This is a genomic window from Motilimonas cestriensis (genome assembly GCF_021295315.1).
GTDB classification, from domain to species: Bacteria; Pseudomonadota; Gammaproteobacteria; order Enterobacterales; family CBDFNC01; genus Motilimonas; species Motilimonas cestriensis.
This window is the reverse complement of record NZ_JAIMJA010000002.1, coordinates 129,615-145,669: the sequence shown is the minus strand read 5'-3', so window position 1 is coordinate 145,669 and position 16,055 is coordinate 129,615. Positions and strand designations below refer to the sequence as shown.

The 16,055-nt window shown below is 45.2% G+C and carries 19 protein-coding genes; 10 read left to right on the top strand and 9 right to left on the bottom strand.

Annotated features, from left to right (window positions below; translation table 11 throughout):
* Positions 1-124 precede the first annotated feature (124 nt).
* Positions 125-988 (bottom strand): S-formylglutathione hydrolase, encoded by an 864-nt coding sequence (fghA, locus tag K6Y31_RS02430; RefSeq protein ID WP_233051261.1) that lies wholly within the window; start codon positions 986-988, stop codon positions 125-127.
* A 73-nt stretch (positions 989-1,061) separates the two neighbouring features.
* A complete protein-coding gene (locus K6Y31_RS02425) occupies positions 1,062-2,192 on the bottom strand; it encodes an S-(hydroxymethyl)glutathione dehydrogenase/class III alcohol dehydrogenase (RefSeq protein WP_233051260.1) in 1,131 nt (376 codons plus the stop codon).
* 391 nt (positions 2,193-2,583) lie between these two features.
* Between K6Y31_RS02425 and K6Y31_RS02420 the strand changes: the two genes are divergently transcribed.
* Together K6Y31_RS02420 and K6Y31_RS02415 are read left to right on the top strand one after the other, a co-directional pair.
* Complete coding sequence (locus K6Y31_RS02420) at positions 2,584-3,081, top strand: fasciclin domain-containing protein (RefSeq protein ID WP_233051259.1); 498 nt, start codon at positions 2,584-2,586, stop codon at positions 3,079-3,081.
* Positions 3,082-3,296: 215 nt separating this feature from the next.
* Positions 3,297-3,608 (top strand): TfoX/Sxy family protein, encoded by a 312-nt coding sequence (locus K6Y31_RS02415; protein WP_233051258.1) that lies wholly within the window; start codon positions 3,297-3,299, stop codon positions 3,606-3,608.
* Positions 3,609-3,624: 16 nt separating this feature from the next.
* Here K6Y31_RS02415 and K6Y31_RS02410 read toward each other — a convergent pair whose 3' ends face one another.
* From K6Y31_RS02410 to K6Y31_RS02400, 3 genes are all read right to left on the bottom strand, one after another.
* On the bottom strand, positions 3,625-3,927 hold the full coding sequence (locus K6Y31_RS02410; RefSeq protein ID WP_233051257.1) for a hypothetical protein: 303 nt from the start codon (positions 3,925-3,927) through the stop codon (positions 3,625-3,627).
* Positions 3,928-4,091: 164 nt separating this feature from the next.
* On the bottom strand, positions 4,092-5,078 hold the full coding sequence (locus K6Y31_RS02405) for a Gfo/Idh/MocA family protein (RefSeq protein WP_233051256.1): 987 nt from the start codon (positions 5,076-5,078) through the stop codon (positions 4,092-4,094).
* Positions 5,075-5,683, bottom strand: a complete 609-nt coding sequence (locus K6Y31_RS02400; protein WP_233051255.1) for a TetR/AcrR family transcriptional regulator — start codon at positions 5,681-5,683, stop codon at positions 5,075-5,077. Before K6Y31_RS02400 ends, K6Y31_RS02405 begins: the two co-directional genes overlap by 4 nt.
* Positions 5,684-5,792: 109 nt before the next feature.
* On the opposite strand from K6Y31_RS02400, the gene K6Y31_RS02395 reads away from it, so the two are divergent.
* The 4 genes from K6Y31_RS02395 to K6Y31_RS02380 all read left to right on the top strand — a co-directional run bounded on the left by K6Y31_RS02395 (position 5,793) and on the right by K6Y31_RS02380 (position 8,195).
* Entirely contained in the window at positions 5,793-6,266 is a 474-nt protein-coding gene (locus K6Y31_RS02395; protein WP_233051254.1) for an HPP family protein, read from the top strand.
* A gap of 83 nt (positions 6,267-6,349) precedes the next feature.
* Positions 6,350-6,976 carry a LysE family translocator gene (locus K6Y31_RS02390; RefSeq protein ID WP_233051253.1) on the top strand — a complete coding sequence of 209 codons (627 nt, stop codon included), beginning with the start codon at positions 6,350-6,352 and terminating at the stop codon, positions 6,974-6,976.
* A gap of 103 nt (positions 6,977-7,079) precedes the next feature.
* The gene (locus tag K6Y31_RS02385) at positions 7,080-7,781 is read left to right on the top strand and encodes a hypothetical protein (protein WP_233051252.1); all 702 of its coding nucleotides are present in this window, start codon (positions 7,080-7,082) and stop codon (positions 7,779-7,781) included.
* A gap of 66 nt (positions 7,782-7,847) precedes the next feature.
* Entirely contained in the window at positions 7,848-8,195 is a 348-nt protein-coding gene (locus K6Y31_RS02380) for a Fis family transcriptional regulator (RefSeq protein ID WP_233051251.1), read from the top strand.
* Between the two features lie 15 nt (positions 8,196-8,210).
* Here the strand turns inward: K6Y31_RS02380 and K6Y31_RS02375 are convergent, their stop codons facing one another.
* Positions 8,211-8,693, bottom strand: a complete 483-nt coding sequence (locus tag K6Y31_RS02375; RefSeq protein ID WP_233051250.1) for a LabA-like NYN domain-containing protein — start codon at positions 8,691-8,693, stop codon at positions 8,211-8,213.
* 381 nt (positions 8,694-9,074) lie between these two features.
* On the opposite strand from K6Y31_RS02375, the gene focA reads away from it, so the two are divergent.
* A complete protein-coding gene (gene focA, locus K6Y31_RS02370; RefSeq protein ID WP_233051437.1) occupies positions 9,075-10,547 on the top strand; it encodes a formate transporter FocA in 1,473 nt (490 codons plus the stop codon).
* Positions 10,548-10,760: 213 nt separating this feature from the next.
* Here the strand turns inward: focA and K6Y31_RS02365 are convergent, their stop codons facing one another.
* A complete protein-coding gene (locus K6Y31_RS02365; RefSeq protein ID WP_233051249.1) occupies positions 10,761-11,675 on the bottom strand; it encodes a LysR substrate-binding domain-containing protein in 915 nt (304 codons plus the stop codon).
* Between the two features lie 327 nt (positions 11,676-12,002).
* Between K6Y31_RS02365 and rlmF the strand changes: the two genes are divergently transcribed.
* Positions 12,003-13,055 (top strand): 23S rRNA (adenine(1618)-N(6))-methyltransferase RlmF, encoded by a 1,053-nt coding sequence (gene rlmF / locus K6Y31_RS02360; protein ID WP_233051248.1) that lies wholly within the window; start codon positions 12,003-12,005, stop codon positions 13,053-13,055.
* 54 nt (positions 13,056-13,109) lie between these two features.
* On the top strand, positions 13,110-14,456 hold the full coding sequence (locus tag K6Y31_RS02355) for an alanine/glycine:cation symporter family protein (protein WP_233051247.1): 1,347 nt from the start codon (positions 13,110-13,112) through the stop codon (positions 14,454-14,456).
* 58 nt (positions 14,457-14,514) lie between these two features.
* Here the strand turns inward: K6Y31_RS02355 and K6Y31_RS02350 are convergent, their stop codons facing one another.
* Positions 14,515-14,724, bottom strand: coding sequence for a DUF2798 domain-containing protein (locus K6Y31_RS02350; RefSeq protein ID WP_233051246.1), 210 nt, complete (start codon positions 14,722-14,724; stop codon positions 14,515-14,517).
* A 4-nt stretch (positions 14,725-14,728) separates the two neighbouring features.
* Entirely contained in the window at positions 14,729-15,019 is a 291-nt protein-coding gene (locus K6Y31_RS02345; RefSeq protein ID WP_233051245.1) for a putative quinol monooxygenase, read from the bottom strand.
* A gap of 101 nt (positions 15,020-15,120) precedes the next feature.
* Here K6Y31_RS02345 and K6Y31_RS02340 point away from each other — a divergent pair, with 101 nt between their 5' ends.
* Positions 15,121-16,029, top strand: a complete 909-nt coding sequence (locus K6Y31_RS02340) for a LysR family transcriptional regulator (RefSeq protein ID WP_233051244.1) — start codon at positions 15,121-15,123, stop codon at positions 16,027-16,029.
* Positions 16,030-16,055: the final 26 nt, after the last annotated feature.

Genomic DNA, 16,055 nt, shown 5'->3' with positions numbered 1-16,055 from the left:
GTGTTGTTGGAGCAGAGGGAGTACCCATTTCACCAAGGCTTTAAGTTTAAAGTGAGTGCCCTGAGTTCAGGCAAGTTTGATTGAACTGCACGGCCATTAAGTACAACTTAATGGCCTGTCTCATTTATGCTAAATACTTAGCATGAAACGCTAAGTGCTCATCAATAAAGCTCGAGATAAAAAAGTAGCTGTGATCATATCCCGGCTGCATTCTTAAGGTGAGCGCACTGCCTGATACCGCCGCGGCATCGACTAAGCTTTGCGGGTTGAGTTGCTCGGCTAAAAAGTTATCGGCGTCGCCTTGGTCAACTAATATCGACAGCTCGGTTTTATTGGCCTTGAGTAATTCAGCTGCATCATATTCCAGCCAGCTTGCTTTATCCTCCCCTAAGTAATGACTAAAGGCTTTTTGTCCCCAAGGGCAATTGCTTGGATGACAGATCGGGCTAAAGGCCGATACTGAGGTGTAGCGCTGCGGATTTTTCAGGGCAATGGTTAAGGCGCCGTGCCCACCCATACTATGACCTGAAATGGCGCGTTGTGTGGTGACGGGAAAATGAGCTTCAATCAATGGGGGGAGCTCATGCACTATGTAATCATACATTTGATAATGGCGCTGCCACGGCGCTTGAGTGGCGTTGAGGTAAAACCCCGCGCCTAAGCCTAAGTCATAAGCGCCATCGGGCGCATCTGGCACCTCATCACCGCGCGGGCTAGTATCAGGGGCGACGATCGCCATGCCGAGCTGGGCGGCCATTTTAAAGGCGCCGGCTTTTTGCATGAAATTTTCATCGCTGCAGGTGAGTCCTGATAGCCAGTACAATACCGGCACCTTGTTAGCTGCACTGGCATTGGGTGGCAAGAAGATGGCAAAGCGCATGTTACATGCGGTGGTGCTGGCTGGGTGTTGATATTGCTGATGCCAGCCACCCGCGACTTTGGCTTGGCTTAATTGCGCTAGCTGAGTTGATGGGGCGTTTGAGCTCATGGCGTCCTCTTTTTGTGATGCTGACCCGAAATAACAACGGGTCAGCACTTATTTGACAATTAGCAAAGTGCAGCTATTTAGCGAAGTGCACCACTGAGCGAATACTTTCGCCTTTGTGCATTAAGTCAAATGCATCGTTAATTTGCTCCAGTGCCATGGTGTGGGTGATAAAGTCGTTAAGGGCAAATTCACCAGCAAGGTAGCGCTCGACTAATTCCGGTAGCTCTGAGCGCCCTTTAACGCCGCCAAAAGCGGTGCCGCGCCATACTCGACCCGTTACCAGTTGAAATGGACGAGTGGAAATTTCTTGTCCCGCACCCGCCACGCCAATGATCACTGACTCGCCCCAACCTTTATGACAACACTCAAGAGCCGAGCGCATCACATCCACATTACCAATACATTCAAATGAATATTCGACGCCGCCGTCGGTCATTTCAACAATGACTTCTTGAATCGGCTTGTCGAATTTGTTCGGATTAATGCAGTCGGTTGCACCTAATTGTTTGGCTAACTCAAATTTACTTTCGTTGATATCGACGCCAATAATGCGATTAGCTCCGGCCATTTTTGCGCCGATGATGGCAGACAAGCCGATGCCGCCTAAACCAAAGATAGCCACGTTATCGCCGGGCGCTACTTTGGCAGTGTTGAGTACCGCACCCATGCCGGTAGTGACGCCGCAACCTAATAAACACACTTCTTCTAATGGCGCTTTTTTACTGACTTTAGCCAGTGAAATTTCCGGTAGCACAGTGTATTCCGAGAAGGTTGAGCAGCCCATGTAATGAAAAATGGGTCGGCCGTCTTTGTAAAAGCGGGTGGTGCCGTCGGGCATTAGCCCTTTGCCTTGAGTTTCGCGCACGGCGCTGCACAAATTGGTTTTCCCTGACTTACAAAACTTACATTCGCCACATTCAGCAGTGTATAGCGGAATGACATGATCGCCGACCGCGACACTGGTGACGCCTTCACCAATTTGCTCAACAATACCGCCGCCTTCGTGGCCTAAAATCGCAGGAAATACACCTTCAGGATCATCGCCGGAAAGGGTAAAGGCATCGGTATGACAAACACCGGTCGCGACAATGCGCACTAATACTTCGCCTTTGCGCGGCAGCATGACATCCACTTCTTCAACACTAAGAGGCTGGTTTGGTCCCCATGCAATAGCCGCTTTGGATTTGATAAATTGGTCGCTCATGGTGGCTCCTATTAAAATATATGGGTTGCTAACAGTCTGGTTACTTTATTATCCGCTATCAAGATCAATCAAGCTGAGGTTTTTTCTCTTCTATTATCACGACGAGTTTGGTTTTGTGCATGTAATAAAAGTTGTAAGAAAAAAGTAACCCCTTTGTTTGGTATAAAGTAATTATTTGTGCGATTTATTTAGTTTAAAGTATTTTGTTGAGTTTTATTTGTAGTTTTTAGTTTCTTTGTAACAGTTGGAAAAGATTGATAAAAACGGATTGTTTATTTGCCGTTTCATTGATTAAAGTCTGTTTATTGCTGATCTTTTATTCAACCTACCTCGTAACATCTCCGCAGGCGCAAGCTTAGCAATTAATCAGCAATTTAAAGAGGACTTAACAATGTTTAAGAAAATTTGTGCGAGTTTCACGTTGGTTTTGGCAAGCTTTGCTTTTGTCGCAACTGCTCATGCCGATCATCATGGTATGAAAAAAGACATCGTTGATGTGGCAGCAAGCAATGGCTCTTTTAACACCTTGGTTGCAGCAGTTAAAGCAGCAGGGCTTGTGGATACGTTGAAAGGTGATGGTCCGTTCACGGTTTTCGCTCCGACAGATGAGGCCTTTGCAAAATTGCCTGAAGGCACCGTTGAAATGCTGCTCAAACCTGAGAACAAAGACAAACTAGTGTCTATTCTTACCTACCATGTGGTTGCTGGAAAAGTCATGGCGGCGGATGTTGTTAAGCTAGACAGCGCAGAAACGGTACAAGGTCAAAAAGTGATGATTACCGTGAAAGATGGTGCAGTACAAGTTGATAATGCCAATGTCGTTATGACTGATGTTAAAGCGAGCAATGGCGTGATCCACGTAATTGACTCGGTTATTATGCCAAAATAAAGATTCCAATTCTCAGTTGCGTGACTGTAATGTTTGCAGCGCACTGAATATGTTATACCTACTCCATGAACCAGCCTGCGGGCTGGTTTTTTGTTTGCTGTATATCCCCAATCAACTTGAAGATGCTGAAATCAAGCATCTCTATGTTGATTGGGTATACTGGCTAAAATGATGAGTTGCTTATTCTGTATCTAGGGCAAGAGGTTTTATCTGGTATGAAATTACGTAATTTACCTGGTCTAGGGCCAAAATCAGAGCAAATGTTAGTGGCGGCTGGTGTCGATAGCATCACAGTTTTACGCCAGCTGGGGGCTATCAAAGCGTTTATTAAGGTATCGCAGCACCAAGGTAAGACGCCAAGCTTAAATTTGCTTTATGCCTTGGTTGGTGCATTGGAAGGTGAACACTGGCTAACCATTGCCAAGACACAAAGAGCCGAGTTGGTGATGGCGCTGGAAGGGTTGCAACAACTCGAACCGCTGTTTGCTGATGAGGGCAAACAGCTGCAGCTATTGGCGAGAAAGTAATATTAGAATGACAAGGTTAAGCGACACTAAATGCAAAAAAGCCTAGCGTCCCAGTTAGCACCAAGGCGCCAGCTGTTTTGTAGATGAGCTCTTTTCTTCTCAGCTGTTTCAGCTCATCTAACGTTAAATCGACTTTCTCTAGGCTATCTTCTTTGCCGCCTAAGATAAAACCTAGTATTAGTGGCAGGCCATATAAATAAAAATTAAGCACCAGCGGCACCGTGAGTGTTTGATTAAGTAAAACAACCAACAAGTACCAAAGGGTGAACAGGCCAAATTTGAAATAATCCATTTTCATTTCTAATACTATTTCATCCATGTATGAGATGGTTATAAATTATAAATATGACCCATACTAAATACTTACTTTTTGCCTTATTCTGCCGTTCAGGCACATAGTTTGAACTGCACTTGTGAGCTACGTTTACTTTTATCGTTTTAATTGTTTTTGCATATGTTTTTAACCATGAGTTTTATACACTCTTATTCACCTGGGTAGGTAAGTTGCCATTGGGCCCTGAGGCTATCCATCATGTCTAGCACCGCTAAGGTTTGCTGATGGGGAACCAGTGGACTTTCAGTCAAGCCAGCGCGCAAGCACTCATTAACGTGTTTCGCTTCAAGGTAATAACTGCTGTGCTCGGTGGCGCAATTAATCACTTCGAGCTGTTCTCCCATTTGATCTCTGATGATGACTTGGCTAGGGCCAAAGCTAAAATTGACTACCTCTGCCCATGTTTTATCGCCAAAGACACAAGCCGTACAAGGCAAGTAGTGACCGACACTGCAGGATAAATTGGCAATAATGCCTGAGCTATAGTTCAATGCGATGCTCGACTGTAAGTCAACGCCGGTGACCGCTTTTTCAACTTGGCTTTGTATCGAGAGCGGAGCTGATTGGGCGATCATATAAGCGAAAGTAAGGGGGTAAATACCGATATCTAACAGCGCACCGCCTGCTAATTCAGGGTTAAATATTCTACTGCTCCAATCTCTTGGTGCGTTAAAGCCCATGCTGGCTTGAATACCTTTTATTTCGCCCAAAGTGCCTTGCTCGATAAGCTGTTGTAATTTGGCGATGGCAGGGAATAGGGGGATAAGCATGGCTTCCATCAAAAACACACCCTGTTTGCGCGCTAGTGCCACTAACTCTTCAGACTGAGCTTTATTTAATGTCATTGGCTTTTCACACAACACCGATTTACCCGCTAATAAGCAAGCTTTGGCCTGCGCGAAATGTTGGGGGTGAGGCGTTGCGATATAGACAGCATCTAATTCCGGCTGAGCTAGCATTGTATCTAATGTGTCAAAAGCGCTTGCAATAGCGAACTCATCGGCGAATTTTTTGGCTGAGCTAAGTTGACGAGAAGTAACAGCAAGTAAGGTTGTTTCATCAAGCTGCTGCAGTGCGTTGGCAAACTGGTGGGCGATGTTACCGGTGCCGATGATGCCCCATTGAATATTTGTCATTGATTCCTCTCGCTTGATTGGTTGGCTAAATAGCATTTTATGATAGTGACGCATTTTTGTGCACTTTGTAAATCGTGATCCACTTGAGCTGAGACGATGGCCCCTTCTTTTAGCAGATAAACTAAATCCAATAGCGGCGTGTCCGCCTCGGGTAAGTGCTGTTGAATCAGTTGACGTATTTTGTGTTTATGCGCCTTGCAGTAGTCTGCTGCCTGAGGGTATTGGCCGTGGCACTCAGAAGAACTATTGATAAAAAAGCAGCCACGAAATGGGCTAAGCTCGGGCACTTGATTATTAAACCAAGCAGTTAAGGCATTAAATAAGCCGATGATCACTCGTTGGTTTTTAGCGTGGTCACTGAGCTCATTAGGTAAGCCTTGCTGAACCTGAGTTAATTCATTGTTTAACCAAGTGATAAAGCGTTGATCCCGCGCTTCGAGTGCAGCTAATACTAATTCTTCTTTACTCGAAAAGTGGTGGTAGAGGGTTTTTTTGGCTATCCCGGATACTTTTAGTATTTCATTGATGCCGACAGAGTTGATGCCTTGCTGATAAAACAAAGTAAGCCCTGTGTCGATCAATAATTGCCGCTTGTCATTACCCATGTGTTGCTCCTTCATGCACAGAAACATGTTGACACAAGGAGACCGAATTGTCTACCATTTGCGGTGTGTAGACAAATCTGTCTACTTTTTTATTGAGAGGGAGAATGATATGGGACATATTGGGGTGTCGTTATTGGCAGGGTTAGGGGCTTTTTTGGCGATAGGTTTACTTTCATTAGCGGACAGTTTTGCTGCCCATGGAATAGGTTTTCAGGGGCTTTGGTTGATGGCGCCATTGGGAGCAACAGCGGTATTGGTTTTTGGTGTGCCGGCAAGTCCGCTAGCGCAGCCAAAAAACGTGATAGTCGGTCATTTGATCACCGCGACTATCGGGCTGGTGTTTGCTCAATATATCGGAGTGACTCCGTTAACTGTAGCGTTAGCAACCGGGTTGGCTGTTTCGGCGATGTTAGTAACGAAAACGACGCATCCACCAGCGGGGGCGAATCCTATTCTAATCATGTTAACAGGGCAGGCTTGGCCGTTTTTGCTTTCGCCCGTGTTAACGGGAGCCGTTACCTTAGTGTTAGTGGGGTGGCTGATGAGAAAGCTACAACAGCGATTTGTCAGTCTGAATCACTGATGCTCTCTACCTGCTAGAAAGACATATTATTATCTGTTAGCTTATTGAATCATCATTGAAATAAATAATAGTTGGAGCGTGCTGTGGATTTGATACAAGGTTTGTTACTCATTACCTCAATTCATTTATTGGCGGCGGCTTCGCCTGGACCAGACTTTGTTCTAGTGTCACAGCAAACTCTCAGCCATGGTAAAAAAGCCGGCTTACTTTGTAGCATTGGCATTACCCTTGGCCTCTCTATTCATATTTTGTACTCGGCCTTTGGTTTGGCCGCCATTATTGCTAACTCTACTAGCTTATTGTGGATGATCAAAATATTGGGTGGCGGTTATTTGCTTTACATCGGTATCAAAGGATTAATGGCTAAGCCAGCGGAGTTAGCGACCACTAATGCAGCTATCGCACCGGCTCGATCAGGTTTAAAAACCATCGGCATGGGTTTTTTATGTAATGCGTTAAACCCCAAAGCGCCGATTTATTTTGTCTCATTGTTCACGGTGGTGTTGTCGCCTGACATGCCCGTATCGCAAATCGCGATTTATGGTGTGTGGATGATGGTGATCCAAATGGCATGGTTTTCGGCCGTGGTTGGCTTGCTATCACGCCCTGCGATTAACTTGAAGTTTAAAAAGCTAGGCCATTGGGTAGATCGCGTGTTAGGCGGAGCCATGATTGCATTAGGGATCAAGATTATTGCCACGAGAAGTTAATGATGCCTAGATGTAAAAAGCATTAGAGATGACAAGCTAAATAGCTAAGCTCTATTAATGGAGTGCCGTGTGTATGACATGTTACAAGGTAAAGCGCACGAGAATGATGCTAACTGCATTCTCAGTCGTTGCGGCATTAATTATTCACATGGCATCAGCATTTGCTGAAGCGCCCATTGTTGGCTTATTAACCTTACCAGAACTTTTTGGTCATGGTCCCTGTGAACAGTTTTCACCAAAAGTGATCCCGCTTTACTCCGTGAGCGAGTCTGAACAAGCTGTTGGGGTGATCCGAGTGGATCAATTTTGGCGCTTTGCTGCCGTTGGTGGTTGTGAAGGTTTAATTGTTAATGTTCACAACAAGGCCGACGGCAGTGTGAGCCTGTTAGATACACAAGAGTTTGATTATGAGTCGCCAGCTGCCGTTGTGCTTGAGCAGCATAATGATTGGTTTAAACTACGCACGGCTGATGGCCCAGTATGGATTCAGGCAACTCCCCAAGCCAAATACCATTCACTGGCTTCTTTATTGCAGAAAAGACTGAGTTATATTACTCCGGCTTCAGCAGGTCACATTTTTACGCGTCCCGGCGGAAGTGATATTTCAGCTTCAGTTAGCGGCGAAACATCAGTTTCGGTTGTTAAGAGTACTAATGTTGATGATAAGCTGTGGTTGTACGTTCAAGTTATGAGCCATTCTATTTGCGATCCATCAGAAAAACCTGATGTGGTGTTGCAAGGCTGGATGCCTGCCTATACTCCAGCGGGGCAATTAAACTTATGGTTTTATGCTCGTGGTTGTTAGGAGCTGTTGAGCTTTGATGACGAGTTAGCCTTATTGTAAGCATGCCCTATTGTGTTTGAGGAACAGATGCGAAAAATAGATAAAAAAATAGAACAACAAATCGTGACGGCATTAACCCAAGTTTGTGACCAAGCATTAACAAAGGTAGCTGGTTTTGAATGGCTAACCCATAGTGTTAACTATCAGCAGGTAAGTACCAGCTTATTAGTGACATGTGTTTTTACTGAGCAAGATCAGCTGCGCCAATGTTTGGTTGATAAGCAAGATGCGCTATTTAAGCAATGGGTCGAGCAAGCGTTAGCAAAACAAGGCATTAAACTAAAGAATGTGCAGCGCCAAGTGCAGTTCGACAGTGAAAGCGCTTGCAAGGAGCAGCACAATGGCAACTGGAGCAAGCGCTTGGCAAAGCAATAAATTAATAATACTAGGTTAAAGAAGGTCGGCTTCGGTGATGGGATGAAACACGCTGCAAGCTTCAACCAATGAATTGGCGGTTAAGCTGGGTACGCCGTAGACGTCGGACGTGACGCCATAATCGCCTATTTTATCGAGCAACATATCAAAATCACCATCGCCAGAGAGTAAGATCACCGCGTCCACTTCGCGTGCGGCTTCCATAATATCGATAGTAATCCCCACATCCCAATCGCCTTTGGCAGAGCCATCACTGCGCTGAATATAAGGTTTTAATTTCACCTCAAAGCCGATATGGCGCAATGCACTTTGAAACTTATGCTGACCATCATCACCGCGATGAATGGCATAGGCGGTAGCGGCGACTATGTTGTTTTGCTCGGCTATTTTTTGCCAAAACGCGCGGTAGTTAAACTGCCGGCCATAAGCCTCTCGCGTGGTGTAGTAGATGTTTTGCACATCGACAAAAATAGCCACTCTGCGTTGATTATTATCCAAAAAATAGCGCCTAGGATTGAAGTGATGGAAGCCACTAACCCTACACCAGTTCTACTGACTTGTTAAGGCAAGTCAGTCGATAATATTTATCCATCAATTTAATTGAATCATACCTTCAAAATTATCAGATTTTATTATCACTCTTCTCACCCTAATCTGAATGGGCGTTAAGGCGTGACATCGGTCAACAACACCGCGTCAACGCTCAGCAAACAACAATAACCAAAACCAAAATCAACAACACCCATAGACCAACAGACAAAAGGAGTAGGAGATGGTTGTACAAGTAAAGGGGGCTTTGCCATTGAAAGGGCATGTCGCCATAGGGAGTTCGTTATGAAAGGAGCGCGGCAATTAATCGTGACACCTGAGCCCATGACTATGTCAGCGTTGAATGTGACGCCGTTGAAACAAGCGACTCAGATAGCTAACGCTCAGCCCAGTATGTTTGAGCAAGGGGCGAAATATGGCAAAGACAAAGCGGTCAAATCACCTTGGCAGTCATTTGGTTTAGCTGTGTTTGCGGGGGCGTTTATTGCTTTGGCGTTTGTCTTCTATATCACAGTGACCACCGGCGCAGCTGGTGCGCCTTGGGGGCTAATACGCTTGGCTGGTGGCTTAGCTTTTAGTATGGGGCTGATTTTAGTGGTGGTGTGTGGTGGTGAGCTTTTCACTAGCACCGTATTAACCACGATAGCTTGGGCTAAAGGCAGTATTACCACCAAGCAGCTATTAGTGTGCTGGTCTCGGGTGTATTGCGGCAACTTTATCGGTGCGTCGTTGATATTGGGCTTAGTGATGTGGGGCGGCATGTGGCAGCTCGATGGCGCGCATTGGGGTTTAAATGCCTTGCACATTGCGCAACATAAGCTGCATCACAGTTGGGGCCAAGCTTTTGCTTTGGGCGTGCTTTGTAACTTATTGGTCTGTTTAGGTGTCTGGATGACCTTTAGTAGCAAAGATGTATTAACCAAAAGCACACTGCTGATTTTACCTGTGGCGATGTTTGTTAGCAGTGGTTTTGAACACAGTATCGCTAACTTATTTATGGTGCCGCTGGGCATTGCGATTGAGCACTTTGCTGGCGCGAATTTGTTTGCCGCATTAGGCATTCCCGCAGGGCAATTTAGCGATTTAACCTTTAGTAATTTTATTAGTCACAACTTAGTACCGGTGACCTTGGGCAACATTGTCGGTGGCGGGGTCTTTGTTGGCCTAGGTTACTGGGCTGTTGAAAAAGGCAGCGCGAGTAAAGTTGATCATATAGAACAAAATTTAAACTATTCAAAATCTTACGGAGAAGAATCCACTATGAAAACAGCCATCAATAATTTAGTTATCCGCGATGTTATGGACGCTCAACCTGTTACATTAACGCCAGAAATGAATGTGTACCAAGCCTTAGAGTTATTAGCGCAAAGTGATGTTCGCAGTGCACCAGTGGTTGATCAGCAACAAAGACTGATTGGTTTTATCTCAGAGCAGGACCTATTACGTGGTTTGTGGTCGGAAGAATACAGCGCCGATTTGCAGTTGTTGGTCCGTGATTTAATGCAATTTGAAATGCTAACGGTAGAGCCGAGTGACTCTGTGGCACAGTTGTTAGAGCTAATGATTGTCGATAAAGACAAGTTATTCCCAGTGTCAGATGGCGGTATGTATATCGGCAGTAGTTACCAAAGTTATGAAGAGCGCTTGCGCAGCGCGCGTGCTAACCGTCCTAGTGCCTACCCTGTGGTAGAAGGTGGCCGCTTATGTGGGGTGATCCGCCGCGAGCAAGTGCTAACTAAACTAGTGCGTACGCAAAAGCCGGTAGCTGTTGAGGCAGAAGAGTCTGAAACCAGTGCGGCATAAAAACGCGAAAAATTAAGACATTTTTTCAACAACAGCGCCAATTAGGCGCTGTTTTATTTATTAGCCACTTCTTTCTAGCGGCGCTTAACTAAGCGGCGTGCTTCAGATAAAAAAGTCTCGTAATGGATATCTCCGGCGTCGTTGCGCTAAATACAAGAAAGACTGCGCTTCATGTTTAGCCGTGATTGGTGTTGCTGTATTTAGCACCATCTTTTATTTATTAGTTGCTTCTTTCAAGCGGCGTTTAACTAAGCGGCGTGCTTCAGATAAAAAACAGTCTCGTAATGGATTATCCCCGGCGTCGTTACGCCAAATAAAAGAAAGACTGCGCTTCATGTTAAGTTGCGGGGTGTTTAGTACTACTAAAACGCCATCAGCTATGTCTTTCTCAACATCTAAATAAGGAACACAGCCTAAATAGGGGCCGTTTTTCACTAACGCTTTTAATACGGGAATATGCTCGTATTCTTTCCAAACATTAATATTTTCAATTAAGCCATGGACTGCGCCATCAAAAATGCGGCGGGTGCCCGAGCCTTGTTCACGTAACACCCACTTAGCTTGCTCTAATTGCGCGAGGTTAACGGTGCTGTGACGGGCAAAAGGATGGTGCGGAGAAGCGATCACCACTAAGTGATCGTCCATCCAGGTTTCTGAATGAATACGCGAGTCATCATTACGCCCTTCAATAATACCTAGCTCATATTCATAGTTGAGCAATCCATCGATGACATTTTCGGTATTCTCAACTATCAGCTCTATGCGTAATTCTGGAAAGTCTTCATCAATTTTACTGATTAGCTGTGGCAGTAAATGTTCGGCTGCGGTTTGGCTTGATCCTAATTGAATACAACCGCTAATTATGTGCTGCTCATGTAAGCCGAGTTCAATTTGCTGGGCATCTTGTAGTAAACGCTTAGCCCGTGGCCTTAACCATTTTCCCCAATGGCTTAAACTCAGGCGGTTACCTTGGCGAATAAACAGCGGGCGGTCGAGTAAATTCTCAAGTTGCGATAATGACATGCTAACGGCAGATTGGGTCATTGATAACTTTCTCGCGGCAGCACTGACACTTTCTAAATTGGCCACCGCATCAAAAACGGCCAGTTGTTTGAGAGAATACTTCATGGTTGAACTTGAGCCTTATTCATTAGTGTATAGGTTTGCTTTGCGAAATTGAGTGAAATATATACTGAAATTGTTTCTTATACAGTATCAATAAAATTGATGGTTTGTTTGATGATGATTTTAGATGTGGCAAGGGCGGTTCAGCAAGGTAATTATGCAGCCAAAACTTGATATAGATCGGTGTTTATTGTGGAAATATGATGTTATTAGGGTTTTTTACTGCAAATCAGTAGAATGGTTATTTCGTTTTTTATGTTGAGTGACCTAGCGGTATGTTAGCGTCATTCAGCATAATAGTCGTTTTCGATTTTAATTAAGTGGTTATTCATGTCTTCTCACAATGTGCCGCGTAAAGCCCGCGTATCTTCCGCTGAAACGCATAAGCTAAAAAAAGACGCAAATCAGCCAAATAATAAAGCCTCTGGTAAAGGTGCGTTGCATCCGAGAAATCCACATGTTGGCCGGTATGATTTTTCGGCTTTATGCCTTGCTCTGCCAGCATTATCACGTTTTTTAGTACCGAACCCGAAAGGGGATAGCAGCATTGATTTTAGTAATGAGCAGGCCGTGCTTTGCTTAAACCAAGCGCTGCTGGCCCATTACTATCAGGTTAAATTTTGGCAAATTCCAGCTGGTTATCTATGCCCGCCGATCCCAGGGCGCGCCGACTACATTCATTACGGCGCAGATTTATTAGCGCGTCTCAATCAAGGCAAAGTGCCAATTGGGAAGAAGATCAAACTGGTGGATATAGGTACGGGTGCAAATTGCATTTATCCCATTATTGGCAGTCAGAGTTATGGCTGGTCATTTATCGCCAGTGATATTGACCCCGTTTCGGTGAAAACGGCGCAGGCGATTGTGCAGTCTAACCCCAACTTAACGGGCTTGATCGATGTGAAGCAGCAAAGCCAGTCTGAATATTTTTTCAAAGGCATTATTAAGGCGAAGCTGCCCATTAGTTTGACCGTTTGTAACCCGCCGTTTCATGCCTCGTTAGCTGAGGCGCACCAAGGCAGCCAACGTAAATGGCAAAACTTAAATAAAGGTAAAGAAAAGACGACGGGGTCGGGTAACGCGCCAACATTAAACTTTGGAGGTCAAAAGGCCGAACTATGGTGTCCCGGTGGTGAGCTGGCATTTTTAAAACGCATGGCCACCGAAAGCGTGGGCTTTGCCGAACAAGTTTGTTGGTTTAGTAGCTTAGTGGCGAAAGGTGAACATGTGCGGCCACTGAAAAAGCACTTACAGCAGCTTAATGTGGCGCAATGTGAAGTGATCCAAATGCAACAAGGACAAAAAATTAGCCGCATCTTAGCATGGAGCTTTAAAACACTTGAGCAGCAGCAAGCTTGGGCTGAGCAGCATTGGGGGCGTTAAATTAGGAATTTGATAAGCACAACATAATTAAAAAAACGATAACAAGAGGAAAAGATGGAAGGATTGAATGAATTTATCAAGCTAGTAAATGGCTTTGTGTGGGGCACACCAATGTTGGTGATGATCTTAGGGGTAGGGCTATTTTTGTCTTTTGGCCTGAAGTTAATGCCGATTTTAAAACTTGGCGCTGGCTTTAAATTACTTTGGTCTGGCCGCAGCAGTGACCAAACAAAAGCGGGGGAAATAAGCCCCTATAATGCATTAATGACGTCCCTTTCTGCCACGATTGGTACTGGTAACATTGCCGGGGTGGCCACGGCTATTTTTATTGGTGGCCCAGGCGCGTTATTTTGGATGTGGTGCACCGCGTTAGTGGGCATGGCCACTAAGTTTTCTGAAGCGGTTTTGGCAGTGAAATACCGTGAAGTGGATGCTAATGGCCAGCATGTCGGTGGCCCGATGTATTACATTAAAAATGGCTTGGGCAGTAAGTGGACTTGGTTGGGCACCACCTTTGCTGTATTTGGTGCATTTGCTGGTTTTGGTATTGGTAATACGGTGCAGGCAAATTCTATTGCCGATGCGCTCAATAGTAATTTTGGCGTTCCGATGTGGCTTACGGCACTTATTTTAATGGTGCTGGTAGGCGCCGTGCTGATGGGAGGCATCAAACGTATTGCCGATGTGGCTGGTAAATTAGTGCCATTGATGACGGTGTTTTATTTTACTGCTGGGGTGGCGGTTTTAATCATTAATGTTGGTGAAATTCCGGCTGCGTTTGAGTTGATTTTGCACAGTGCGTTTAATCCTGTGGCGGCGCAAGGTGGCTTTGCTGGGGCGGCGGTATGGGCTGCTATTCGTTTTGGTGTGGCGCGCGGCGTGTTTTCTAATGAAGCTGGCTTAGGCAGTGCGCCGATTGCTCACGCAGCGGCGCAAACCAATAACCCAATAGAGCAAGGTTTAGTGGCAATGTTAGGTACCTTTATCGATACCTTGATCGTGTGCTCTATTACCGGTCTTGCGATCATTGTTACGGGTTCGTGGACTTCGGGCGAAACGGGGGCATCTCTGACTTCCCTTGCGTTTGCTCAGGCCATTCCGTTTGGCAACTATATTGTGGCCATTGCCTTGGCTATTTTTGCCTTCACCACGATTCTCGGCTGGAGTGTGTACAGTGAAAAATGTGTGCAGTATTTATTAGGTGAAAAAGCGGTGATGCCATTTAGGGTGGTATGGACAGCGGTCGTGCCGATTGGTGCGTTGATGTCGCTCGACTTCGTTTGGCTATTGGCTGACACTCTCAATGCGATGATGGCTATTCCGAATCTGATTGCGTTAGCGTTACTTAGCCCGGTGGTATTTGGCTTAACCAAAGCTTACTTCAGCACCAACAAAGGGTAAAAGGAGAGAGGGCCTCTCCTTGTTACAGTAAGTTTTTAGCGCTTGATCAGCCAAACCATCAAGCGCTTAGTTTACCGGCTAAGCGATGTATCCGCGGGGCAAACATCATTGAGATGACTGCCGCCGCAGGCCAAGCTAAAATGAATGCTTTCAGCCAATGTTGAACGAAGTGAGTGGTTGCGCCTAAGTTAAGCCAAGTGACCCACATGGTCATCAACAAGGACAAGACAAATGACATAATTACTGCAAAAATAATTCTGTGCTTCATATTATTACTCGCTAATCATGGTTAGTTTTTCAATGTTTGTTGCAACAGTAATGTTTTGCGACAAATAAGCTTTGGTATGCTCCAGAGTAAAGTGTTTGTCTAATGCTGCTTCATTCACCCATTGCTCCCATAAGGTAAATTTATGGGGAGCGGCTTGATGCTGTAGCACCTTAAAGTAGATGCAGCCGGGCTCTTTCTCTGTTTCCATCGCTAGCTTGACTAAAGCGGAATAAGCATCGCTTGCTGTCACATTATCTAGTGTCGTTAGAGTTGCATTTATCCATAATTGTTCCATTGATATTCCCGCTCTCTTATTAAAGGATTAGACGAGGATATATAATTTCATTTAGTATCAATATTCCTTTGCTAGCAATCTTAAATTCCAATATTGAAACTATGTTTGATGATATAGCCTTATTTATTCATATTGTGGAGCAGCGTGGCTTAGCTGCGGCCGCAAACAAATTGGGATTGCCCGCGGCCACGGTAACGAGAAGGTTAAAGCAATTAGAGCGTGCGCTTGGTTGTAAGCTTATACATCGCTCCGCCAGGCAATTTTATTTGACCGCTGAAGGGGAAGTGTATTACCAAGAATATGCTGACCTCATTTATGCCATGGAGACAAAACGGCGAGACTTGCAGCAAAGTACCCACAAAGTGAGTGGGAAGCTTAAGGTGTTAGCACCGACCAATATTTCTATTGGTTTGTTACAGCCTATGTGGTCAGGGTTTATTAAGGCGTATCCCGATATACAATTAGAATTATTGTTAGGCAATAATACGTTAGATATGCTGTCGGCTCAGGCCGACTTAGCACTGCGTATTGGCCCGCAACCAGACTCATTACTTTATCAAAAACGGCTTGGCAGTGTGCAAACCGTGTTAGTCGCATCACCAGACTACTTAGGAAAAAGTAACACGGTACTTTCATTAGCTGACTTACAAATACAACGTATTATTCGAGTGAAGCACATCACCACTTGGTTATTATCAGATGGGAATGAGGTTGTTGATTTGCGCTTGCGAGCAACAACGTTAGTGGACGATATCCGCATGGCGGCGATGCTTGCAATGGATGGAGTAGGTGTCGCCTTGTTACCTATGAGTGAAGTGTTTGAAGAGCTTCGAAATGGTCGTTTGGTGCGCGTATTACCGCAATGGTCAGGTCCTGTGCGAGAACTGTTTGCCGTTTGGCCCAGTGGTCAGTTGTTGAGTCAAAAAGCCAAGTGCTGCCGTGACTATATGTTGCAATTTATTGCTAACAATGAGCTGTTAAATGGCGCAATATTAACAGATATAAAATAACAGCCAAGCAAGAGCGCCTGGCCATT